This window comes from Streptomyces sp. NPDC110618 (assembly GCF_055657065.1).
Map to the genome: position 1 here is coordinate 55,502 of NZ_JBVKBN010000022.1, position 21,623 is coordinate 77,124.

Sequence of the window (21,623 nt, forward strand, 5' to 3'; positions counted from 1 at the left end):
CAGGGAGGACCGGCCGTGCGGGGTGCCATGGGGAGACGCGGGCTGATGGCCGCGAGAGGGGCCGTCCGATCCGGCGCCACGGATTCCGGTACGGCCAGGTTGAGTTGTAGACCTGACGTCTCGTCAACGTCAAGGGTTTGAACGGGAGTTGGGGCTTCCCGCAACCGCGGCGCAAAACTGACGCAGGTTCAACACCCTTTTTTCACAACTGTCTTGACCCTCAAATGTAACCCCCGGTAACTTCCTCGCACGCTACTGGGCAGTACGGAGAAAGCCCTTCACGCCACCCCTCACCCGCCCGCTGTCCGCGCCAGGACAACGTGCCCGAACACCGGGAGCAGACTTGGAAAGCGGTACCACCCCCAGACCCGGACGCGTCCGCGCCCGTCGCGCCGCCGTCATGGCGGTCCCCGCCACGCTCGCCCTCGCCGGACTCGCCGTGCTCACCGCGCAGGGCGCCCTGGGCGTGCAGTTCGCCATCTCCGGCATGCCGTTCACGGTGACCGCCACCGAGCTGAACGGCACCGGCTTCGAGCAGTTCGGCGGGCTGGACAACATGGCACCGGGCAGCCCCAACGAGGGCGACACCGGAGGTCAGGTCCTGGTCGTCACGTCCGTCATCAAGGACGCGACACTGAGCAAGCTCTGCCAGAGCGTCGACCTCGGCGGTATCAACCTGCTCATCACGGCGGGCAGCGGAGCGGAGAAGGTCACCGCGAGCGATCTGACCACCGACTCCACGGAACTGTCCGGCGACGCCGCCTTCAACGGCATCGAGATCGGCAACGACGCGAGCACCCTCACCAAGGCCGGGGTGCAGGGGCCCAAGGGCGTCTTCAGCCAGCAGGCCGACACCGTACGCATCGCCAATCTGCGGCAGACCAACTACGCCACGACGGCCGGTGTGTTCAAGCTGCCCGGCCTCAAGCTGCGGTTCAGCGAGTCGGGTTGCTGATGACGCGCCCCGGTCTCCGCCGTCCGTCGCGCGCGGGCTTCCGGCGCTGGCGGGGTCAGCGGCCGTTCTGGGGCGGGCTGCTGCTCGCCCTGGGCGGCGCGGAGATCCTGCTCACCGAGAAGGCGTCGCTGAAGGTCGTCCTGCACCTGGGGATGCAGGGCCTGGCCGGGTATCTGCTGCCCACGCTGATGCTGCTGCTGGGTCTGCTGATCCTGTTCAACCCCGCGCAGCGCCTGTTCTACTCGATCACCGGCCTGCTGCTGTCGCTGGGCACCTGGCTCACGTCCAACCTCGGCGGCTTCTTCCTCGGTCTGCTCCTGGGCCTCACGGGAAGCTGCCTCGCCTTCGGCTGGCTCCCGGACCAGGAGCCGCGCCCCGGCCGCCGGCAGCGGCGGCGCGCGGCGCGACAGGAGGCGGGGGAACCGGCCTGAACCCGGCTCCCCCGCCCTCCCCGCAAGGTGTGTCGGCTAGCTCAGGCCGGCCGTCTTCAGCCACTCCTTGGCCACGTCCAGCGGGTCCTTGTTCTCCAGCTGGACCTGGGAGTCGAGCTCCAGCAGGGTCTCGGTGTCGAGCTTGGCGGAGACCTGGTTGAGGACGTCGACGCCCTCCTGCGGCAGGCCCGACTTGTAGACCAGCGGGGTCACGTTGGCGAAGCCGAAGAGGTTCTCCGGGTCCTTCAGGACGACGAACTTCTCCTTGGTGATGGTCGGGTCCGTGGTGAAGATGTCCGCGGCCTGCACCGTGTTCTTGGCCAGCGCCGCCTGGGTCAGCGGACCGCCGGCGTCGAGCGCCTTGAAGGACTTGAACTCAAGTCCGTAGACGTCCTTCAGGCCGACCAGGCCCTGCTGGCGGGTCTGGAACTCGGGCGAACCGCCGATGACCAGCTCGCGGGCGATGTCCTTGAGGTCCGCCAGCGTGGACTCGCCGGTCAGGTTGTACTTCTTCGCCGTGGCCGCGTTGATGCTGACGGAGTCCTTGTCCTCGGCGGGCGAGGAATCGAGCAGCGTCAGCTTCTTGTCCAGCTTGGTCTTCACGGCCGCGTTCACGGCGTCGGCGCTCTTCTGCTCCGCCTTCGGGTCCAGGTACGCCAGCAGCGAGCCGTTGTACTCCGGGAGCACCGTGATGGAGCCGTTCTTCAGCAGGCCGTAAGTGGTTTCACGGCTGCCGATGTTGGGCTTGTAGGTGACCTTGATGCCCTTCGCCTTCAGGGCTTCACCGTAGATGTCTGCGAGAAGGATGGACTCGGCGAAATTGTTGGAGCCGACGACAACGGTGTCGCCGCTCGCCTTGTCCCCGGCCAGGGGGTTGTCGTTCTCGTCGTCGGACGAGCCACATCCGGCGAGCAGGGCCGCGGTGGCGGCGAGCGCGACGAGGTTCCTGCTGCGTGCGGCGGTAGAAGTCACGATTCCCGTTCCGGACTGTGTTGGGGGTGGGACGGTTGTTCTTCGTTACGTCAACTGATCCAATCCACCGGCTTCTTGCCCAGTCAAGGGAATCCGGGTAACCGATTGGCCTCAATGAGTAGTCATTTGTGATCGCATGTGAAGACGTATGCATCAAGAGGCGGTACTCTCCACGCAAGTTGACGCCATGAGTCCGCTCACTCACGAGGAGGAAAGGTGTCCACGAACGAGGTGGACGCGTCCACCGCGACACACGGTTCCCCCCTCGGAATACGGCGCTTCATCGACAGCCGCCCCTTCCGGCGCAAGCTCAACCTCCTGGTCGGTGTGCCGCTCACGGTGGTCGCCGTGCTGCTCGCCTACCTCATCACCGACCAGCTCAGCCAGTCCGCCGCCGCCGCCGACGCCGCCCGCCTGGTCCGGGCCAGCACCGAAGTCGCGACCCTGGTGGACCGGGTGGAGGCCGAGCACCAGCAGGCGATCCTGCTCTCCGTACGGCACGAGGCGGGCGGCGAGGGGGCCGCCCCGCCCTCCACGGACGCCTACGACCGGGCGCAGTCCGCGGTGGACCGGCAGGTGATCAAGGTCCGGGAGACCTTCGGCGACCGGCTGCCGGAGGGCGAGGCCCGCGCGCTGCGCGAGATCAGCGCGCTCGGCAGCCTCCGGGACACCATCGAGCAGGGCTATCTGCCCGCCGACAACATCGACCCGGCGTACACCAGCGCCGCCAACGGCGTCATCGACGGTCTGGAGCTGGACCGCAACGCGGGCCTCGCCGCCACCTTCACCGGCAACCTGCTCGACTCGCTGCTGCGCGCCGACGCCGCCCACAGCGCCTTCGAGACCGGGGTGTTCTCCGCCTCCACCGGCGACTCCAACGCGCTCATCGAGTTCATCGGCGCGGTCGGCTCCCACGAGGTGTACACCTACCAGGCCGACCGGTTCACCCGGTTCGCCACCGGCAAGCAGGCCGAGGAGCTGCGCGGTATCGAGCACAGCTCCCCGCAGGCCAGGATCAACCAGCAGTTCGCCGAGCTGCAGATCGACCCGAGCGGACTGCAGTCCGACTCCCCCGCCGAGATCCGGCGGTCCTTCCAGGCCGCGCTCGACTCCTACCCCGCCTACCGGGAGCAGGCCGAGATCCGGCTCGGGGTCACCGCCTCCCTCATCGACCAGATCGCCGACCGCGCCGACGACGCCTCCGGCGAGGCCGCCTGGCGCGCCGGGCTCCTGCTGGCGCTCGCCCTGCTCGGCTTCTCCCTCTGGTTCGTCCTGTCGGTACTGGTCCGCCGCTCGGTGGTGCGGCCGGTGCAGGCCCTCACCGGTGCCGCCCGGGAGGTCGCCGAGATCGCGGACCGAGAGCTGGCCCGGGTCGCCGACGACGACGCCGAGGACGACGGCCCGCCCCGGCTGCGCGAGGTGCCGGTCACCGCACGCGACGAGATCGGCGACCTCGCCGAGGCCTTCAACCGGGTGCAGACCACGGCCGCGGCCCTGCTGGAACGCCAGGTACTCAGCCGCCGCAACGTCGCCGAGATGTTCGGCAACGTGGGCCGCCGGGTCAGCAACCTGACCACCCGCCAGCTGGCCCTGATCGACGCGGTGGAGCGCGGGGAGACCGACCCCGAGCTGCTGGAACGGCTCTACAGCATCGACCACATCGCGGTCCGCCTGCGCCGTAACGCCGATAGCCTGATGCTGCTCGCAGGTATCCGCGAGTCCGGCATCGGCTCCGGCCCGCTGGCGCTGACCACCGTCGTACGGGCCGCGCTCGGCCAGATCGAGGGCTTCCAGCGGGTGCGGCTCCAGGCCCGCTCCGAGGCCGCGGTGGAGCCGGACGTGATCGGCGACCTGACCCTGATGGTGGCCGAGCTCCTGGAGAACGCGGTGTCGTTCTCGCCCGCGGGCTCCCCCGTCGAGGTGACGGTGGTGGCCGGGGAGGACGGACAGTCCGCGTCGATCGTGATCGCCGACCACGGGCTCGGTATGAGCGCCGAGCGGCTGGCCGAGGAGAACGCCCGTCTGGTGCGCCGCGAGCGCCTGGACCTGGTGCCGACGAAGGTGCTCGGCCTGTTCGTGGTCGGCACGCTGGCGCGCCGCTGGGAGATCGGCGTGACGCTGACCCGCACACCGGGCGGCGGTGTCACGGCCGAGGTCAACGTGCCGTCGTCGCTGCTGCTGCCGGTACCGGAAGCGCCGGAACCGGCGAAGGAGCCGGCGTCCGCCCGGACTCCGGAACAGGTGAAGGAGCCGGCGTCCGCCCGGACTCCGGAATCGGCGAAGGCTCCCGCGTCCGTATCCGCCGGGACGCCGGCCCCCAAACCCACCGGCCCCCTCCCCTCCGTCGCGGCCGACGCCGGCCCCCTGCCCCGTCGGCTCCCCCGCCGCGAGGCTCCCGCCCCCGCCGTACCGTCCGACGACCACGCCCGGGCCGGTCAGCCCGAGGCGTCGCCGAAGGACCACGCCTCCGGTTCCCGCCCGCTGCGCCGCCGGGTCCGCGGTGCCACCCTGCGCACCGCGCAGGACTCCGGCGCCCAGCAGGCGCTGCGCCGGGCCCCCCGCCCCGCCGACGCGGACGCCGTACGGTCCGCGCTGGAGGAGTTCGAAGCGGCCGTGGAGCGCGCGCACCGCGACAGCGGCAGCGAGAGCACCCAAGAGACACCGACCCCCGACCCGCACCACCAGAACCACCTCCCGGAAGGAGCGGAGCAGTGAGCACGTCCACAGGCGGCACCACGCCGGCCGAACTCCAGGCGGCCGCAGCCGACTTCACCTGGCTGCTGAATCGCTTCGCGACCGAGACCGCGGGCGTCGTCGACGCCATCGCCGTCTCCTCGGACGGACTGCTGATCGCGGTCTCCGAACTGCGTGAGCACGCCGATTCCGAGCGGCTCGCCGCGATCGTCTCCGGTATCACCAGCCTCGCCGCCGGGGCCTCCGGCAACTACGGCCTCGGCGGCCTGAACAAGGTCATCATCGATCTGGAGGGCGGGCACGTCCTGGTCTCCGCGATCGGCAGCGGGGCGGTGCTCGGCGTGGTCACCGACAAGGAGGCCAAGCTCGGCAACATCGCCTACGAGATGACCCTGTTCGCCAACCGCGCCGGTGCCGCGCTCAGTCCGCAGCTGGTGCTGGAGCTGAAGAACAGCGTCGGTGCCGCGTCGGCCCGCTGACGGGGCGACAACCGGGATTCGAGAAGAACGGTAAGGAACAGATGGCGGACGGCACCCCACCCCCGGGCAACGACCCGGTGGGCCCCGCCCCGGCCGTCCGGCCGTTCCTGGTCACCGCCGGCCGGGTGGTGCCCAGTGCGACCGGCCGGCCCATACCGGTCGAGACCCAGGTGGTGGCCACCGCCGAGGGCCTCGCCGCGCTCGACCTGCTCTCCTTCGAGCAGCACGACATCGTCGCGGCCTGCCGGCAGCCGCAGTCCATCGCGGAGATCGCGGCGCGGCTGCGGCTGCATCTGAACGTCGTCCGGGTGCTCGCGGAGGACCTGCGGGCCGAGGGACGGCTGACCGTGCATGTGCCCAGCGCCGATGCCGTCCACGATTCATCCGTACTGCGAAGAGTGATCGATGGCCTGCGCGCCATCCCCGACTCCCGGGGGGTACTCCGTGACACCGACTGAACCGGCCGCCGCCGTACGACCGCCGCTGCCGGTCAAGATGGTGATCGCGGGAGGCTTCGGCGTGGGCAAGACCACGGCCGTGGGCTCCATTTCCGAGATCGAGCCGCTGACGACGGAGGCGTCGATCACCGAGGTCGCGGCGGGCGTCGACGACCTCAGCCACACCCCGGACAAGACGACGACCACGGTCGCCATGGACTTCGGGTGCATCACCATCGACCCGACGCTGAAGCTGTATCTGTTCGGCACGCCCGGTCAGGAGCGGTTCGGGTTCATGTGGGACGACATCGTCGAGGGCGCGGTCGGCGGGCTGGTCATCGTGGACACCCGGCGGCTGGACGACTGCTACGCGGCCGTCGACTACTTCGAGCACAAGCAGATCCCGTTCGCGGTGGCGGTGAACGCCTTCGACGGGAAGGTGGAGCACGAACTGGACGACGTCCGCTGGGCGTTGGACGTGAGCGACGGGGTGCCGGTGGTGGTGTTCGACGCCCGGGAGCGGGGCTCGGTGCGGGACGCGCTGCTGACCGTACTGGAACAGGCGCTGGCCCGCACCGAGGCGTGAGGCGGGCTCAGCCGGTGCCCGCCCCGCGCACCCCGCGGGAGACCGTCAGCTTCGTCACGGCCCAGAACAGGGCCAGTGTCGCCAGCGCCATGGCCGCGACCAGGGTCGCCCCGCCGACAACCTTCTCGTAGTCGCGCTGGTAGAGGCCGTCCACGATGTAGCGGCCGAGGCCGCCGAAGCTGACATAGGCGGCGATGGTGGCGGTGGAGACGATCTGGATGGCCGCCGAGCGCAGGCCGCTGAGGATCAGCGGGAGGGCGACGGGGAGTTCGACCCGGAACAGCACCTCCGGCTCGCCCATGCCCATGCCGCGGGCGGCGTCCACGGGGGCGGGGTCGACCGAGCGCATGGCCTCGTAGGTGGTGACGAGGATCGGCGGGATCGCCAGCACCACCAGTGGGATCAGCACCGGGGCCATGCCCAGGCCGAGCAGCAGGAACATCAGCACCATCAGGCCGAAGCTGGGCAGGGCGCGGCCGATGGTGGCGATCAGCGCGAGCGCGTTGCCGCCCCGGCCGGTGTGACCGGTGAGCAGGCCGACCGGCAGTCCTACGGCGGCGGCGATGCCGAGGGCCATCAGGGTGTAGCCGATGTGCTCGCCGACGCGCGTGGGGATGCCGTCGTAGCCCGTCCAGTGGGCGCCGTCGCCGAGGAAGTCGGCCATGTAATTGAGGATGTTCACCCGGTGGCCTCCTTCACCGCGGGGGTGCGCGCGCCCCGGGGCATCCACGGTGTCAGCAGCAGGCGCAGTCCGATGAGCACGGCGTCCACGGCGGTGGCGAGGACGGCGGTGCCCACGACGGAGAGCCATACCAGGCGCGGCTGGTCGTACTTGAGCCCGGCGTCGAGCATGTTGCCGAGGGCGCCCTGGTTGCCGATCAGCATGCCGACGCTGACCAGGGAGATGCTGGAGACGCACGCCACCCGCAGTCCGGCGATGATGGCGGGCGCGGCGATGGGCAACTGCACCTGGAGATAACGGCGTACGGGGCCGAAGCCCATGGCGGTGGCCGCCGCGAGGGTTTCCTGCGGGACCGCGCGGACGCCGTCCACGATGGCCGGGACCAGCACGACCAGGGAGTAGACGGCGAGCGGGATCATCACGGTGGTCTCGCTCAGGCCGGTGTAGTCGATGAGGACCACGAAGAAGGCGAGCGAGGGGATCGCGTAGAGGATGGTGGTCACCCACAGCACCGGTGGGTACAGCCAGCGCACCCGGACGCAGAGCTGGGCGAGCGGCAGCGCCACCAGCAGTCCGGCCACGACCGGGATCAGCGCCTCGCGCAGGTGCAGGCCGACCAGGCCGAAGTAGCTGTACTCCAGGTAGCTCGGCATGTCGAAGAGGCCGCTCATGGGGCGACCTTCTGGGTGGTGCGGGCGCTGCTGGCGTGGGCGCCGCGGATGGCCTCGGCGATGGTCTGCTGGGAGACCACTCCGGCGGCCCGGCCCTCGCCGTCCACGGCGACGGCCCAGCCGGTCGGGGAGAGCACGGCGCAGTCGAGCGCGGCGCGCAGCGAGTCGGTGCCGGCCGCGAACGGGCGTCCGTGCGGGAGGAGTCGGTCCGGTTCGATGCTCCCGGCGGTCAGTTCGCCGGACTCGGCCCAGCCCAGCGGCCTGCCGTCCAGGTCGGTGACGAGGAGGTAGGGAACGTCGGCGGTGTCGCGGGCGGCGATCTGCTCGGCGGTGGCATCGATGGCGACGATCGGCGCGGTGAGCAGGTCGAGTCCGGCGGCGGTGAAGAAGGACAGCCGCCGGATGCCGCGGTCGGTGCCGAGGAAGTCCTCGACGAAGGCGTCGGCGGGGTCGATGAGCAGTTCGGCGGGCGGGGCGAACTGGGCGAGCCGGCCGCCGGTGCGCATGACGGCGACCATCGTGCCGAGCTTGACGGCCTCGTCGATGTCGTGCGTGACGAAGACGATGGTCTTGGCCAACTCCTCCTGGATGCGCAGGAGTTCGTCCTGGAGTCCTTTGCGTACGACCGGGTCGACGGCGGAGAAGGGCTCGTCCATGAGCAGGACCGGCGGGTCGGCGGCGAGGGCGCGGGCCACGCCGACGCGCTGCTGCTGGCCGCCGGAGAGCTGGTAGGGATAGCGCTTGGCGAGCGTGCCGTCGAGTCCGACGCGGTCCATCAGCTCGCGGGCGCGGGCCCGGGAGCGTTCCTTGCCCCAGCCGAGCAGCCGGGGCACGGTGGCGATGTTGTCGAGGATCGTGCGGTGCTGGAAGAGACCGGCGTTCTGGATGACGTAACCCATCGACCGGCGCAGGGTGTTGACGGGTTGCTGCTGGATGTCCTTGCCGTCGAGGAGGATGGTGCCCTCGCTGGGCTCGACCATCCGGTTGATCATCCGCAGGGTCGTGGTCTTGCCGCACCCGGAGGGGCCGACGAGGACGGTGATCGCGCGGTCGGGTATCTCCAGCGACAGCCGGTCGACCGCCACCGTGCCGTCCGGGTACCGCTTGGTGACTGAATCTATCCGTATCAAAGCGCCGAATACCCTTCGGGTCTGGCAGAAGTCGCCCGCTTCCGGCCGGGATTGAGCAAGCAGTTGCGGACAGAGTCTAGACGGCCCACCGGAGGACGACTCCGGTCCGGGGCCCACGTACGGAACGACCCGTTTTCCCGATTGTGTGCGGGATGTCGGCCGAAGGCGCCCGCGTCCCGCATGGTGGTCTCATGAGCGAGCAGCGGCGCTTTGACGTCTGGCAGGCGGGACCCGGCTACGAGCGGTTCATGGGGCGGTGGAGCCGCCGGGTGACCGAGCGGTTCGCAGCGCTGGAGGGGCACGCCGACGGACTGCGCTGGCTGGATGTGGGGTGCGGCACGGGCGCCCTGACCTCGGTGCTGGCCGCCCGGTGCCGGCCGGCGGTGGTCCTGGGCTGCGACCGGTCGGCGGAGCTGGTGGCCACGGCCCGGGACACCGCGCACGGCCCCGTGGGCTTCGCGGTGGCGGACGCCCGCGCCCTGCCGGTGCGGGACGCCTCCTGGGACGTGGCGGTCAGCGGGCTGCTGCTCAACTTCCTTCCCGAGCCCGCGGAAGGAGTGGCCGAGATGACCCGCGCGGTACGCCCGGGCGGCCAGGTCGCCGCGTACGTCTGGGACTACGCCGACGGCATGCAGGTGCTGCGCCACTTCTGGGACGCGGCGACCGCGGTGGACCCGGCGGCGGCGGAACTGGACGAGGCCCACCGCTTCCCGCTCTGCCGGCCGGACCCCCTGCACGCCCTGTGGACGGAGGCGGGCCTGACGGAGGTCCGCGTCACCCCGCTGGTCGTCCCGACCCCCTTCGCCGACGTGACGGACCTGTGGTCCCCGTTCCTGGCGGGCCAGGGCCCGGCAGGAACGTACGTCACGGGCCTGAGCCCCGACCAGCGGGACCGCCTGCGCACGGCACTCGCGGAGGCGGTCCCGCACGACCCGGAGGGCACGATCACCCTGTCGGCGCGGGCCTGGGTGGTGCGCGGGGTGCGGACCTAGGCCGCCAACGGCACCCGCCTCGTCCGTAGTACGCGTCGTGCGGGCGCAGACCGCCGGACTACGCCGCCAACGGCACCCGTCCCGTCCGCAGGACCCTCCGCGCCGAGTCCACCGCGAACACCTCGCACCCCGGGCGGGCCGAGGCCCAGGCCACGCCCTCCTCGCCCAGCGCGAAGGCCGCCGTCGCCGTCGTGTCGGCCTCCGTCAGGGTCGGGGCGACAACTGTGACGCTCATCAGGCCCGTTGCCGGCAGCCCCGTGCGGCCGTCCAGGATGTGGGCGCCCCGCTCGTAGCAGGCGGAGGTCGCCACCGCCGCGTCGGTGATGTTCAGGACCGCGCAGATCCGGTCCGCGCGCTCCGGATGCCGTATCCCCACCCGCCAGGGCCCGCCCGCGGTGACCACGTCGCCGCCCGCGTTCAGGCAGAAGCGCTCCACCCCGGCGGAGCGCAGCAATTCCGCCGCCCGCTGGACCGACCAGCCCTTGACCACCGCGCACGGGTCGAGGCCGCGTCCGGGCAGCCGTACGTCGAAGGCGCCGCCGGTGGCCACCCGGTACTCCGCGCACAGGGCGAGGACCTCGGCGAGGTCGGCGCTGACCTCGCCGGGGCCGATCTCGCCGCGGTCCAGGCGGGAGACCTCGCTGTCGGGCCGGAACGGGCTGAAGCGGGCGTCGACCTCGTGCAGCCAGGCGAAGGCGGCGGACACGGCCGCGCCGGGCACCCGTTCGTCGTCCACCCGCAGCGAGACCGGGAACCCCATCACCTGCTCGACGCGCCGCACGTCAGGCGTCCCGCGCGTCGAGGGCCGCCTGGAGGGATTCCTTGTACCCGTCGCTGGTGATCGTCGCCCCGGACACCGTGTCGATGTCCGCGCTCTGCGCCTGAAGGGTCTCCTCGATGAGCTGCGGTACGGCCGCGGTGGTCTGCGGATGGTCCGGCTGTTGCAGCATCCGCACCGAGGAGATCGCGTCGCCCTCGAAGGTCACCTCGACCTGCACGGGCCCCTTCTCGGTGTTCACCACCGAGCCCTCGATGACCAGGGCCGAGCTGCCGGAGCCGCCGGAGTCACCGGAGCCGCCGGAGGACGAGGCGGAGGGTGTGGGCGTCACCGTCCGGGCGGGGGCCGACACCTGGCCGCTCGACTCCGCCGTCGACGGCTCGTAGCGCCACAGCGGGACCAGGCCGACGGCGGTCAGGACGAGTACGGGTATGGCTCGCTTCACGATGTCCCCCTCAGCCCGCGAGGGCGAATCGCTCGAAGTGGATCTGCTGCTTGGGCACGTTCAGCTCGCGCAGGCTGCCCAGCACCGCGCGCATCATCGGCGGCGGCCCGCACAGGAAGACGTCCCGCTCGGCGATGTCCGGGACCAGCCGGACCAGTTCGGCCGGGGCCAGCTTGTCCGGGTGGACCGGACCGGTCACCAGGTGCAGCTCGGCGCCCTTGGCGAGGGCCAGTTCGCGCAGCTCGTCGTAGAGGACCGCGTCCCGCTCGGCGGCGACCCGGTAGACGACCACGGCGTGTCCGTGCAGTTCCTCCAGCAGCGCCCGGATCGGTGTGACACCGACACCGCCGGCGATGAGGACGGACTCGGGGCGGGTGCGGTGCAGGGCGGTAAAGGCGCCGTAGGGGCCCTCGGCGAACACCCGGGTGCCGGGCTTGAGATGACGCAGTCCCGCGCTTCCGGCACCGGCCGCCTTCGCGGTGAGCCGGAGGGTGCGGCCGTCGGGGGCGGCCGACAGGGAGAACGGGTTCGCCTGCCACCAGCGGTCCTTGGTCAGGAACCGCCACAGGAAGAACTGTCCGGCGCGGGCGGGCAGCCGGTCCAGGTCGCGGCCGGTGATGTACACCGAGACCACGTCGTGCGACTCGGGCACCACCGCCGAGACGGTCAGCCGGTGCCGCTGGTTCCGCCACAGCGGCAGCACCAGCCGGCCCGTGAACACCGCGCCCAGGGCGACCGCCCACAGCGTGTACCAGTAGGCGGTCGCGGCCGACGACGCGGTGAACGTCGTGCCCACCGCGACCTGGTGGGTGAAGGCCAGCACCACCGCGAGGTAGGTGTACAGATGGATGAAGTGCCAGGTCTCGTACGCCAGCCTGCGCCGCGCGGCCCGCCCGGAGACCGCCCCGACGACCATGACGATCACCAGCGCGGCGACCGCCCGCAGCACGCCCTCGACGGTCTCGGCGAGGTCGACGAGCTGGTTGACCGGGTCGAGCCCGGAGGAGTCGGCGTAGCCGAAGACGATGAACACGGCGTGCGCGAGCAGCGTCCACAGGATGCCGAAGCCGGTCCACCGGTGCCAGGAGGTCAGCCGGTCCATGCCGATCCGGCGGTCCAGCCAGGGCAGCCGGGCCACCAGCAGCAGCTGGAACGCCATCAGCAGGGCGCCGTAGAGCCCGGCGAGCCGGCCGAGGACGACCAGGGTGTTGGACGCGCCGAATCCCGCGTCGGCGAAGAAGTAGGTCACCGCGGCCGCGTTGGCGGCGAGCACGGCGTACAGGCCGGTACGGGCCACTGCCCGGGGGCGTATCGCCGTGGGGGGCGCGGGAGGTGATTGGACGGTCGTCACGGTCGGCAGCTCCTCGTGGGGGTCGGGGCCGGGATACGAGCTTGTCCGGCGGAAGCTGTCGATCACCTGTCGTACGTCTTACAAGTCACTGTCGATCTTTTTCGGGGGCCGGACCCGGTCTGGGCGAGGGGGGCCGGGTGCCGCAGTATGAGCGGGTGGAAAAAGTACGACTGCTCGTAGTGGACGACGACCCGCCGATCGCCGACCTCGTGGCGACGGTCGCCCGGTACGAGGGCTGGGACGCCGTCACCGCGAACTCCGGTGAGGAGGCGCTGCGCCGCGCCGCCGAGTTCCACCCGGACATCGTCGTGCTCGACCTGATGCTGCCGGACCTCGACGGCTTCGGCGTGCTGGACCGGCTGCGCCGCTCCGGGACGATGGTGCCGGTGGTGTTCCTGACCGCCCGCGACGGGGTCGCCGACCGGGTGGCGGGGCTGACTCGCGGCGGTGACGACTACCTGGTCAAGCCGTTCGCGGTGGAGGAGCTGATGGCCCGGCTGCGCACGGTGCTGCGGCGCAGCGCCGGGCCCGGGTTCCAGCGCTCGGTGCTGCGGGTGGGCGATCTGTCGATGGACGAGGACACCCGCGAGGTCCGCCGCGGCGAGAAGCTGATCTCCCTCACCCCGACCGAGTACGAGGTGCTGCGCTACCTCATGCGCAAGTCGCCGACCGTGCAGACCAAGGCGCAGATCCTGGACCACGTGTGGGAGTACGGCTTCGGCGGGCGCTCCAACGTGGTGGAGCTGGTGGTCAGCCGGCTGCGCCGCAAGCTCGACGACACCGGCCCACCGATGATCCACACCGTGCGCGGCTTCGGGTACGTCATCCGGCAGGCCGCCCAGTGATCGGACGGCTGCGGCGGGCGTACGGCAGACTCCGGCTCGGCACCCGGCTCGCGCTGGGACTCGGGGTGCTGGCGCTGGTGGTGTTCGCGGTCGTCGGGACGGCGCTGACGACGTACATGCGCGACTATCTGTCGGCCGAGCTGGACTCGCAGTTGGCGCACGCGCAGACCGCGCAGTCCAAGAACCTGGTGGACTACGGCTCGCTGCAGAACAAGAAGTACTACGGCTGGTACTACGCCGTGTACGACGTCTCCGGCGGCACGCCCGAACTGCGCAAGCCGGAGGCGGACACCGATCTGCCCGAGGACGTCGAGGACTTCACCGCAGCGGCGCGGGCCCGGGTGGACGCCGGAGAGGAGATCCTGCGCACCGAGTGGCTCAAGGGCGCGGGCCTGTACCGGCTGCGGGCGTGCGAGGTGAAGCCCGGGACCGTGCTGGTCAGCGCGGCGCCGCTGGAGGAGATCGAGGACACGGTCACGGAGCTGGCGACCATTCAGGCGGTGACGTTCGGTCTGGCGCTGCTGGCGCTGGTGGTCGCCGGGCGGTCGATGCTGCGGCGCGGGCTGCAGCCGCTGAGCGACATGGCGAGCACCGCGCGGGGCATCACCTCGCACGATCTGACGGACTCGGCGCGGCTTCCGGTGCGGCACGCCGCGCGCGGCGGCGGGCCCGAGGTGGAGGAACTGCGGACCGCGTTCAACACGATGCTGGAGCACATCGACGAGTCCCTCGCGGTGCGCACGGAGGCCGAGCAGCGGCTGCGCCGCTTCGTCGCGGACGCCTCGCACGAGCTGCGCACACCGCTGATGTCGGTGCGCGGGTACGCGGACCTCTTCCAGTACGCGGCGGCCAACGAGCCCGAGGAGCGCGACAAGCACCTGGCGCGGCTGCGGGCGGAGGCGGCCCGGATGGGGTTCCTGCTGGACGACCTGCTGCTGCTCGCGCGCCTGGACGCGGCGGAGGTGCAGACGCCGTTGCGGCCCCGTGAGACGGATCTGGTGGAGCTGGTCCAGCAGGCGGCGGACGCCTTCCGGGCGAGCCACCCGGACCACCCGCTGACCGTGCTGCCGGGCCCGGCGACGCTGACCGCGCGGGCGGACCCGCAGCGCATCCGGCAGGTCCTGGACAACCTCCTCACCAACGCCTCCGTGCACACCCCGCCCGGTACGGAGGTCTCGGTGGCGGTGTCGGCCGCGGAGGGCACGGCCCGCATCCGGATCGCGGACGCGGGTCCGGGCATCCCGGCCGCGGACCGGGATCGGGTCTTCGACCGCTTCTACCGCGTGGACAAGGCCCGCAGCCGGGACCGGGGCGGCAGCGGTCTGGGCCTGGCGGTGGCGGCGTCGCTGGTGCGGGCGCACGGCGGCGGGATCGACCTGGCGAGCGAGCCGGGTGCGACGGTCTTCACGGTGTCGCTCCCGACCGCCGGGCCGCCGGATCTTACGGACCCGTGACGCGCGGGCGCAGCGCGCCCTTCCGTCCCGGTCCCCGCCCTAGCGTGAGGACATGCGCGTACTGGTCACCGGCGGTGCCGGTTTCATCGGATCCCATGTCGTGAGGGCACTGGCGGACAGCGGCCACGAGCCCGTGGTGTACGACGTGCGGGCGGACCCCGCCGCGGACGTACGCGACCCGGACGCCGTGCGCCGGGCCCTGGCCGGGGTGGACGCGGTGTGCCACCAGGCGGCGATGGTCGGCCTCGGCACGGGCTTCGCGGACGCCCCGGAGTACGTCTCCCGTAACGACCTGGGCACGGCGGTCCTGCTCGCCGCCATGGCCGAGGCGGGCGTACGGCGCCTGGTGCTGGCCGGTTCGATGGTGGTCTACGGCGAGGGCCGCTATACCTGCGCCCGGCACGGCGACGTCCGCCCGGGCCCGCGCGCGGTGCCGGACCTGGAGGCGGGCCGCTTCGAACCGCGCTGCCCCCGGTGCGGGGCCGAACTGGCACCGGGACTGGTCGGCGAGGACGCCCCGGCCGACCCCCGCAACGTCTACGCCACCACCAAGCTCGCGCAGGAGCATCTGGCCGCTTCCTGGGCGCGGGTGACGAACAGTCGGGCGATCTCGCTGCGGTACCACAACGTCTACGGCCCGGGCATGCCCCGCGACACCCCCTACGCCGGAGTCGCGTCCTTCTTCCGCTCGGCCCTGGCCCGGGGTGAGGCTCCCCGGGTCTTCGAGGACGGCCGCCAGCGCCGGGACTTCGTGCACGTACGGGATGTGGCGAGGGCCAACCTGGCCGCCCTGGAGTCCCCGCCGCCCCCGGGCACCCTCCTCCCCCTGAACACCGGCAGCGGCGAGCCGCACACGGTCGGCGAGATGGCCCGGGCCCTGGCCGCGGCGTACGGCGGTCCCGCCCCGGTGACCACCGCCGAGTACCGCCTGGGCGACGTCCGCCACATCACGGCCGACTCCGCCCGGCTGCGGGCCGAGCTGGGCTGGAAGCCGGAGGTGTCCTTCGCGGAGGGGATGCGGGAGTTCGCGCGGGAGGAGTGACCGCTACGGGGCCGTACCTAGGCGTCCGCCGTGGGCAGTACCACCTCGAACCGGCACCCTCCGGGGATGTTCCGTACCGTCGTCCGGCCCTGGTGGGCCTCCACGATGCCGCGGACGATCGCCAGCCCGAGTCCCGCTCCCGCCGGGGGCGTGCGCGCGTCCGTGCCGCGCCAGCCGGTGTCGAAGACGCGGGGCAGGTCCTCCTCGGGGATGCCCCCGCAGCCGTCGGTGACGGAGAGGAGGACGCCGTCGGGGACGCGTTCGGCGGCGATGGCGACGGTGCCGTCGGAGGGGGTGCGGCGGATGGCGTTGATGAGGAGGTTGCCGAGGACGCGGCTCATCTCCTTGCCGTCCACCTCCACCGGCACCGGTTCCACGCGGTCGCCGACCAGGCGGACCCCGTGCTCGCGGGCGAGCGGGTCCGCGCCCGCCAGGGCGTCGCCGACCAGGTCGTACAGGGAGATCCTGGTGGGGGTCAGGGCCAGGGCGCCCGCGTGGATGCGGGAGAGTTCGAAGAGGTCGCCGACCATGGAGTTGAGGCGTTCCACCTCGGTGCGGATCTGCTTGAGGTAGCGGTCGGGGTCGGCGGCCACCCCGTCCTCCAGGGCCTCGGACATGGCGCGCAGACCGGCCAGCGGGGTCCGCAGGTCGTGGGAGATCCAGGCGACCAGTTCACGGCGCGAGGACTCCAGGGCGCGCTCGCGCTCCCTGGACTCGGCCAGGCGGGCGCTGGTGGCCTCCAACTCCCGGCTCAGCGCCGCCAGTTCGGCCGTCGCCGGTCCGTCCGGCGACGTGAAGGCGCCGCCGTCGCCGAAGGAGCGGGCGGCGTCGGCCAGGGCGCGGCTGCGGGCGACGACCCAGCGGCCCAGCAGCAGGGCGGTGGCCAGGGAGACCACGGCGGCCATGGCGACGACCAGGGTGACCACCTTCAGGTCGTGTTCGGACAGGAACATCGCCTGCGCGACCGCCAGGGTGCCCGCGAGCATCGCGGTGACCGCGACGGCGGCGACGACCGTGAGGTGCACGGCCAGGGAGCGGCGCCGGATCAGCAGCAGGACCGCCGCGCCCAGGACCCCGGCCGCGGTGGCGCCCAGGAAGGCGAACAGGGCGATGAGGAGCGTGTCGCGCACGGTCAGCCCTCCTCGAACCGGTAGCCGACGCCCCACACGGTCTGGATCAGCCGGGGCCGGGCCGGGTCGTCCTCGATCTTGCCGCGCAGCCTGCGCACATGGACGGTGACGGTCGACAGGTCGCCGAAGTCCCAGCCCCACACGTCCCGCATCAGGTCCTCCCGGCTGAACACCCGCCCGGGGTGCCGGAGGAAGAACGTGAGCAGGTCGAACTCACGGATGGTGAGGGCGAGTTCGGTGCCGCCCTTCTGGGCGCGGCGGGCATCGGGATCGACGGTCAGACCCGCCGCCCGCAGCAGTCCCGAGGGCTGCGCGGGGCGCACCCGGCGCAGTACGGACTCGACGCGCAGGACGAGTTCGCGGGGGCTGAAGGGCTTGGTGACGTAGTCGTCGGCGCCGACCTCCAGGCCGAGGATGCGGTCGTCCTCGTCGCCGCGCGCGGTGAGCATGATGACCGGCACCGGGCCCTGTCCGCGCATCCGGCGGCACACCTCCAGGCCGTCCATGCCGGGCAGCATCAGGTCCAGGACGACGAGGTCCGGCCAGTGCTCGGCGGCCCGGGCGAGGGCGTCGGGGCCGTCGCCCGCGCGGTCCACGGCGTATCCGGCGCGGTCGAGGTACCCGGAGACCACCTCGGCGACGGTCGGGTCGTCGTCGACGACGAGGATCCGGGGCTGCTGCTGTTCCATGCCGCCAGCGTCGCACCACGCGCGCGCGAATGCCCCCGTCACCAGGGAACGTCCTGCTTTCGTAAGAAGTCGGCGCGGCAGGCCGACGTCCGCGTTTCGTAAGAAGCCGCTGTCCGTTATACCCGTTTCGCGCTCGTAGGGTGAGCCGTGTGACGACCTCTCCCCCTTCAGATCCGGACCCGGTGTCCGTCGATGTCGTACTGCCCTGTCTCGACGAGGCCGAGGCCCTGCCGTGGGTGCTGGAGCGCATCCCGCCCGGCTGGCGCGCGCTCGTCGTCGACAACGGCTCCACGGACGGCTCCGCCGCAGTCGCCGCCGCGCTCGGCGCGACCGTCGTACGCGAGGAGCGGCGCGGGTTCGGCGCCGCCTGCCACGCGGGCCTGACCGCCGCCACCGCCGATGTGGTCTGCTTCTGCGACTGCGACGCCTCCCTCGACCCCGCCGACCTGGTGCCCTTCGTGGACCGGATCCGCTCCGGCGAGGCCGACCTGGTGCTCGGCCGGCGCCGCCCGCGGGCCCGCGGTGCCTGGCCCGCCCACGCCCGCGCCGGGAACCTCGCCCTGTCCCACCTGCTGCGCCGCCGCACCGGCCTGCGCCTGCACGACCTCGGCCCGCTGCGCGCCGCCCGCCGCGAGGCCCTCCTCGGCCTCGGCCTGACCGACCGCCGCAGCGGCTACCCGCTGCAGATGGTGGTCCGGGCCGCCGACGCGGGCTGGCGGATCGCCGAGTACGACGTGCCGTACCTGCCGCGCACCGGCGCCTCCAAGGTGACCGGCACCTGGCGGGGCACCTGGCAGGCGGTGCGGGACATGAGCCGGGTGCTCGCGGAGCGGGAGGAGGCGCACGCGTGACCACACTGCTGGTGATCGCCAAGGAACCCCGCCCCGGCCGGGTGAAGACCCGGCTCACCCCGCCGTTCACTCCCGAGGAGGCCGCCGCGCTGGCCGAGGCCGCACTCGCGGACACGCTGGACGCGGTGGCCCGTACACCCGCCGAGCGGCGGGTCCTGGTCCTGGACGGTGAGCCCGGACCCTGGCTGCCCGCCGGGTTCGAGGTCGTCCCGCAGTGCGCGGGCGGCCTGGACGAACGCCTCGCCGCCGCCTTCGCGAGGTGCACGGGCCCCGCCCTGCTCATCGGCATGGACACCCCGCAGGTGACCCCGGAGCTGCTGAGCGTCGACTTCGACGGCTGCGACGCCTTCTTCGGCCCGGCCGCGGACGGCGGCTTCTGGGCGCTGGGCCTGGCCGCGCCCGACCCGTCGCTGGTCCGCGGCGTGCCGATGTCGACCCCGCACACGGGCGCCGCCCAGCGCGACCGACTCGCGGGACTGCGGGTACGGGAACTGCCCGTGCTGCGGGACGTGGACACCGCCTCCGACGCCCACTCGGTGGCCCGGGAAGCGGCGGGCGGACGGTTCGCCTCGCTGCTCGGCACGCTGACCGCGGCGGGCCGCCGATGAGCACGGTACGGGTCGTACGGCCGCGCGCCCAGGCCGGTGCCTGGTCCGACGGCGATCCCTACGCCGCCGCCCTGCGTACCGGCCGCGGCCCGCTGTTCCTGTGCCGCGCCGACGGCTGGCTGCTGCCGCTGGACGTGGAGCGCTGGTGCGCGGCGGCCGACGCGGTGGACCTTCAGGTGCTGCGCCGCTGCGAGGGCGCCGTGCTGGACGTCGGCTGCGGACCGGGACGGCTGGTGGCGGCACTGGGCGCGCAAGGGGTGCCCGCGCTCGGCATCGACGTCAGCGAGGAGGCCGTGGCGCGCACGGTGCGGCTCGGCGGACAGGCCCTGCGCCGCTCGGTCTTCGACCCGCTGCCGGCGGAGGGCCGCTGGGGCACCGCCCTGCTCATCGACGGCAACGTCGGCATCGGCGGCGACCCGGCCGCCCTCCTCGACCGGATGTCCCAACTCCTGTGCGGGGACGGCCTGTTGATCGTGGAGACGGTGCCGGGTCTGGACCTCGACGAGCGGGTGCTGGTGAGGGTGACCGACGCCCGGGGCGCCACCGGCACCCCGTTCCCGTGGGCCCGGCTCGGCACGCCGGCCCTGCTGCGCCTGGCACAGCGGGCCGGCTGGCGGGCCGAGGGTCAGTGGACGGTCGGCGGACGCTCCTTCGCCGCCCTGCGCAACCGCAGCACGAACAGCAGAGCCGAACCGCCGAACAGCACGGCCGTGACGATCAACCACCGGGCCAGGAAGCCGTCCGGGGACAGCGCGGTCGCCGAGCGGTAGCGGTCCGCGACCTGACCGGTGATCAGCGGGAACCACACGAGCAGCAGCAGCGCGGAGAGCGCGGCGGGCACCCGTACGTACATCACGTGCCGTCCCGCCGCCGCCCCGAGCGCCCGGTCCGCCGCCGCGTACAGCGGCAGCAGCACCAGGTCGTGCAGGACGGCGGCGCCCACGAACCACAGCGCGATCTGGAACCAGTCGCCGTCCAGGAGCCGTACGCCCGCGTATCCGGCGAGCGCGAACGAGCAGGCGAGCAGCAGGATCTGCAGCGGGCTCCCCAGCGGAAGCGTCGGGATCCTCGATCGCATCACAGGTCTCCGAAGGTCAGCTTGGCCACCCACTTGGTATTGAGCACGCCGGGCGCGGCGGGCACGATGATCCGGGCCGGGTGGCCGTGGTCGGGGGACAGGTCCTCGCCGTTGACGGTCAGGGCGAGCAGGGAGCGCGGGTCGGCGACCTGGTTGGCGCGCAGGGCGGCCCGGCGGAAGGCGCCGCGCTGTTGCAGCGACTCCACGAACACATCGGGGACGGAGTCCTCGTAGCCCACCAGCGCGGCGAGGTCGCGCAGCCGTACCCCGCGCCACCACTGGTCGGAGGTGGACCAGCCCTCGACGCAGGCGATGGGCAGGGCCGCGCTGTGCTGCTCCATGGCGAGCAGGTCGGCGCGGCTGAGCCGGACGGTGCCGGTGCGGCCGACGACGACCAGGCGCCAGGCCTCGTCGTCGGTGTCGGCGGGGCGGATACCGGCGTACGCGGCGGTCTTGTTGATCTGGAAGCCGTTCGGGCCGTCGCCGGGGTCGGCGGGGCCGTGCGGGGCGAGCAGCGCCGTGAAGCGCAGGCTGTCGGTGTTCTGTCCAACGCTGGTGACGAACAGCAGCGCCGAGCCGCCGCCCACGAACCACAGGGCGCCGCGCCGGGAGACGGTCGGCTCGGCGGGGCTCTCGGGTACGAGGTCGTTCTTCTCCTCCCGGATCTGCCGCAGATTGCGCAGCGCCGTCGGCATCTTGAGCGCGGCGTGGGCGAGGAAGGCGGCGAAGAAGACCCAGGCGCCGTAGAAGTGCAGGGGGTAGAAGGAGCCCGGGAAGACGTAGTTCAGCTGGACGTTGAACACGCCGGTGACGAACTCGAACAGCGCGCCGCCGACCAGGAGCAGCAGCGAGAGCCGTTCCAGGGCGTGGGCGACGGACCGGGCGGGCGGCAGCGTGAACAGGCGCGGCACGACCGACCACAGCTTGGCCAGCAGGACGGGGATCAGGGTGAGGCCGAGGGTGACGTGGACGCCCTGGTTGAGCCGGTACAGCCAGTGCGGATCGGTCGGCCAGGAGAACAGGTAGAAGCCGAGGATGCCCTTGTCCGGGGTCTTGTCGTTCACCGGCGCGAGATCGGGGTTGTAGGCCGCGTACGACAGCAGGCCCGTCACGAACAGCACCGTGATCCCGCCGAGCAGGACCATGCCGAGCACCGAGGTGAGCCAGGGACCGCGCAGCGGGCTGCGCCAGAAGCCGGGTGAGAAGGGAGACCGTTCCAGGGAACGCCCGAGGGACCTTTTCATGCTGCGACCGTAGGCCGGAAAAGGGCCCCTGAAGGGGCTGCGAACCATGACGAAACGCTGACATCACCGCCTGTCAGCC

At 72.3% G+C, this 21,623-nt stretch carries 23 protein-coding genes and 1 pseudogene; 13 read left to right on the plus strand and 11 right to left on the minus strand.

The window, feature by feature from the left end:
* Window positions 1-400: 400 nt before the first annotated feature.
* Window positions 401-955 carry a DUF6230 family protein gene (locus ACZ7L7_RS30245; RefSeq protein WP_250754764.1) on the plus strand — a complete coding sequence of 185 codons (555 nt, stop codon included), beginning with the start codon at window positions 401-403 and terminating at the stop codon, window positions 953-955.
* Window positions 955-1,386 (plus strand): DUF6114 domain-containing protein, encoded by a 432-nt coding sequence (locus tag ACZ7L7_RS30250; protein WP_285515793.1) that lies wholly within the window; start codon window positions 955-957, stop codon window positions 1,384-1,386. The genes ACZ7L7_RS30245 and ACZ7L7_RS30250 overlap by 1 nt, the downstream gene beginning before the upstream one ends.
* Window positions 1,387-1,422: 36 nt before the next feature.
* Here ACZ7L7_RS30250 and ACZ7L7_RS30255 read toward each other — a convergent pair whose 3' ends face one another.
* Window positions 1,423-2,358: an ABC transporter substrate-binding protein gene (locus ACZ7L7_RS30255; protein WP_285515794.1), complete on the minus strand. Its 936-nt coding sequence runs from the start codon at window positions 2,356-2,358 to the stop codon at window positions 1,423-1,425.
* 216 nt (window positions 2,359-2,574) lie between these two features.
* Between ACZ7L7_RS30255 and ACZ7L7_RS30260 the strand changes: the two genes are divergently transcribed.
* The 4 genes from ACZ7L7_RS30260 to ACZ7L7_RS30275 are packed head-to-tail and all read left to right on the plus strand — an operon-like array spanning window position 2,575 to window position 6,554.
* Window positions 2,575-5,073 carry a sensor histidine kinase gene (locus ACZ7L7_RS30260; protein ID WP_472077672.1) on the plus strand — a complete coding sequence of 833 codons (2,499 nt, stop codon included), beginning with the start codon at window positions 2,575-2,577 and terminating at the stop codon, window positions 5,071-5,073.
* Window positions 5,070-5,531, plus strand: coding sequence for a roadblock/LC7 domain-containing protein (locus ACZ7L7_RS30265; protein ID WP_093720602.1), 462 nt, complete (start codon window positions 5,070-5,072; stop codon window positions 5,529-5,531). The genes ACZ7L7_RS30260 and ACZ7L7_RS30265 overlap by 4 nt, the downstream gene beginning before the upstream one ends.
* Window positions 5,532-5,572: 41 nt before the next feature.
* A complete protein-coding gene (locus ACZ7L7_RS30270) occupies window positions 5,573-5,989 on the plus strand; it encodes a DUF742 domain-containing protein (RefSeq protein WP_285515796.1) in 417 nt (138 codons plus the stop codon).
* On the plus strand, window positions 5,976-6,554 hold the full coding sequence (locus ACZ7L7_RS30275; RefSeq protein WP_093720603.1) for a GTP-binding protein: 579 nt from the start codon (window positions 5,976-5,978) through the stop codon (window positions 6,552-6,554). The genes ACZ7L7_RS30270 and ACZ7L7_RS30275 overlap by 14 nt, the downstream gene beginning before the upstream one ends.
* Window positions 6,555-6,561: 7 nt before the next feature.
* On the opposite strand, the gene ACZ7L7_RS30280 is transcribed toward ACZ7L7_RS30275, so the two are convergent.
* From ACZ7L7_RS30280 to ACZ7L7_RS30290, 3 genes are read right to left on the minus strand one after another with little or no spacing between them, the layout of a single operon-like run.
* Entirely contained in the window at window positions 6,562-7,236 is a 675-nt protein-coding gene (locus ACZ7L7_RS30280; protein WP_285515797.1) for an ABC transporter permease, read from the minus strand.
* On the minus strand, window positions 7,233-7,907 hold the full coding sequence (locus tag ACZ7L7_RS30285; RefSeq protein ID WP_285515798.1) for an ABC transporter permease: 675 nt from the start codon (window positions 7,905-7,907) through the stop codon (window positions 7,233-7,235). Before ACZ7L7_RS30285 ends, ACZ7L7_RS30280 begins: the two co-directional genes overlap by 4 nt.
* On the minus strand, window positions 7,904-9,037 hold the full coding sequence (locus ACZ7L7_RS30290) for an ABC transporter ATP-binding protein (RefSeq protein WP_285515799.1): 1,134 nt from the start codon (window positions 9,035-9,037) through the stop codon (window positions 7,904-7,906). Before ACZ7L7_RS30290 ends, ACZ7L7_RS30285 begins: the two co-directional genes overlap by 4 nt.
* A 191-nt stretch (window positions 9,038-9,228) precedes the next feature.
* On the opposite strand from ACZ7L7_RS30290, the gene ACZ7L7_RS30295 reads away from it, so the two are divergent.
* Window positions 9,229-10,029 (plus strand): class I SAM-dependent methyltransferase, encoded by an 801-nt coding sequence (locus ACZ7L7_RS30295; RefSeq protein ID WP_472077673.1) that lies wholly within the window; start codon window positions 9,229-9,231, stop codon window positions 10,027-10,029.
* A 58-nt stretch (window positions 10,030-10,087) separates the two neighbouring features.
* Here the strand turns inward: ACZ7L7_RS30295 and ACZ7L7_RS30300 are convergent, their stop codons facing one another.
* From ACZ7L7_RS30300 to ACZ7L7_RS30310, 3 genes are read right to left on the minus strand one after another with little or no spacing between them, the layout of a single operon-like run.
* Entirely contained in the window at window positions 10,088-10,810 is a 723-nt protein-coding gene (locus ACZ7L7_RS30300) for an FAD:protein FMN transferase (protein ID WP_453600825.1), read from the minus strand.
* A gap of 1 nt (window position 10,811) precedes the next feature.
* Window positions 10,812-11,252 (minus strand): FMN-binding protein, encoded by a 441-nt coding sequence (locus ACZ7L7_RS30305; RefSeq protein WP_285515802.1) that lies wholly within the window; start codon window positions 11,250-11,252, stop codon window positions 10,812-10,814.
* A gap of 10 nt (window positions 11,253-11,262) precedes the next feature.
* A complete protein-coding gene (locus ACZ7L7_RS30310; RefSeq protein WP_453600828.1) occupies window positions 11,263-12,603 on the minus strand; it encodes a ferredoxin reductase family protein in 1,341 nt (446 codons plus the stop codon).
* Between the two features lie 155 nt (window positions 12,604-12,758).
* Between ACZ7L7_RS30310 and ACZ7L7_RS30315 the strand changes: the two genes are divergently transcribed.
* The 3 genes from ACZ7L7_RS30315 to ACZ7L7_RS30325 are packed head-to-tail and all read left to right on the plus strand — an operon-like array spanning window position 12,759 to window position 15,944.
* Window positions 12,759-13,448, plus strand: a complete 690-nt coding sequence (locus ACZ7L7_RS30315) for a response regulator transcription factor (RefSeq protein WP_285515804.1) — start codon at window positions 12,759-12,761, stop codon at window positions 13,446-13,448.
* Entirely contained in the window at window positions 13,445-14,902 is a 1,458-nt protein-coding gene (locus ACZ7L7_RS30320) for a sensor histidine kinase (protein ID WP_285515805.1), read from the plus strand. The genes ACZ7L7_RS30315 and ACZ7L7_RS30320 overlap by 4 nt, the downstream gene beginning before the upstream one ends.
* 52 nt (window positions 14,903-14,954) lie before the next feature.
* Entirely contained in the window at window positions 14,955-15,944 is a 990-nt protein-coding gene (locus ACZ7L7_RS30325) for an NAD-dependent epimerase/dehydratase family protein (RefSeq protein ID WP_285515806.1), read from the plus strand.
* 17 nt (window positions 15,945-15,961) lie between these two features.
* On the opposite strand, the gene ACZ7L7_RS30330 is transcribed toward ACZ7L7_RS30325, so the two are convergent.
* A complete protein-coding gene (locus tag ACZ7L7_RS30330; protein WP_285515807.1) occupies window positions 15,962-17,074 on the minus strand; it encodes a sensor histidine kinase in 1,113 nt (370 codons plus the stop codon).
* Between the two features lie 2 nt (window positions 17,075-17,076).
* Complete coding sequence (locus ACZ7L7_RS30335; RefSeq protein ID WP_250752734.1) at window positions 17,077-17,763, minus strand: response regulator transcription factor; 687 nt, start codon at window positions 17,761-17,763, stop codon at window positions 17,077-17,079.
* Window positions 17,764-17,903: 140 nt separating this feature from the next.
* Between ACZ7L7_RS30335 and ACZ7L7_RS30340 the strand changes: the two genes are divergently transcribed.
* The 3 genes and pseudogenes from ACZ7L7_RS30340 to ACZ7L7_RS30350 form a co-directional block, all read left to right on the plus strand.
* Window positions 17,904-18,614 (plus strand): glycosyltransferase family 2 protein, encoded by a 711-nt coding sequence (locus ACZ7L7_RS30340; RefSeq protein ID WP_472077674.1) that lies wholly within the window; start codon window positions 17,904-17,906, stop codon window positions 18,612-18,614.
* On the plus strand, window positions 18,611-19,222 hold the full coding sequence (locus ACZ7L7_RS30345; protein WP_285515809.1) for a TIGR04282 family arsenosugar biosynthesis glycosyltransferase: 612 nt from the start codon (window positions 18,611-18,613) through the stop codon (window positions 19,220-19,222). The genes ACZ7L7_RS30340 and ACZ7L7_RS30345 overlap by 4 nt, the downstream gene beginning before the upstream one ends.
* Window positions 19,219-19,710, plus strand: a pseudogene (locus tag ACZ7L7_RS30350) (methyltransferase domain-containing protein); the annotation flags it as partial. The gene ACZ7L7_RS30345 and the pseudogene ACZ7L7_RS30350, both read left to right, overlap by 4 nt.
* 137 nt (window positions 19,711-19,847) lie before the next feature.
* Here the strand turns inward: ACZ7L7_RS30350 and ACZ7L7_RS30355 are convergent.
* Both ACZ7L7_RS30355 and ACZ7L7_RS30360 read right to left on the minus strand, forming a co-directional pair.
* Window positions 19,848-20,300 carry a hypothetical protein gene (locus ACZ7L7_RS30355; RefSeq protein ID WP_453600846.1) on the minus strand — a complete coding sequence of 151 codons (453 nt, stop codon included), beginning with the start codon at window positions 20,298-20,300 and terminating at the stop codon, window positions 19,848-19,850.
* On the minus strand, window positions 20,300-21,544 hold the full coding sequence (locus tag ACZ7L7_RS30360; RefSeq protein WP_285515811.1) for a molybdopterin-dependent oxidoreductase: 1,245 nt from the start codon (window positions 21,542-21,544) through the stop codon (window positions 20,300-20,302). The genes ACZ7L7_RS30355 and ACZ7L7_RS30360 overlap by 1 nt, the downstream gene beginning before the upstream one ends.
* Between the last annotated feature and the right edge of the window lie 79 nt (window positions 21,545-21,623).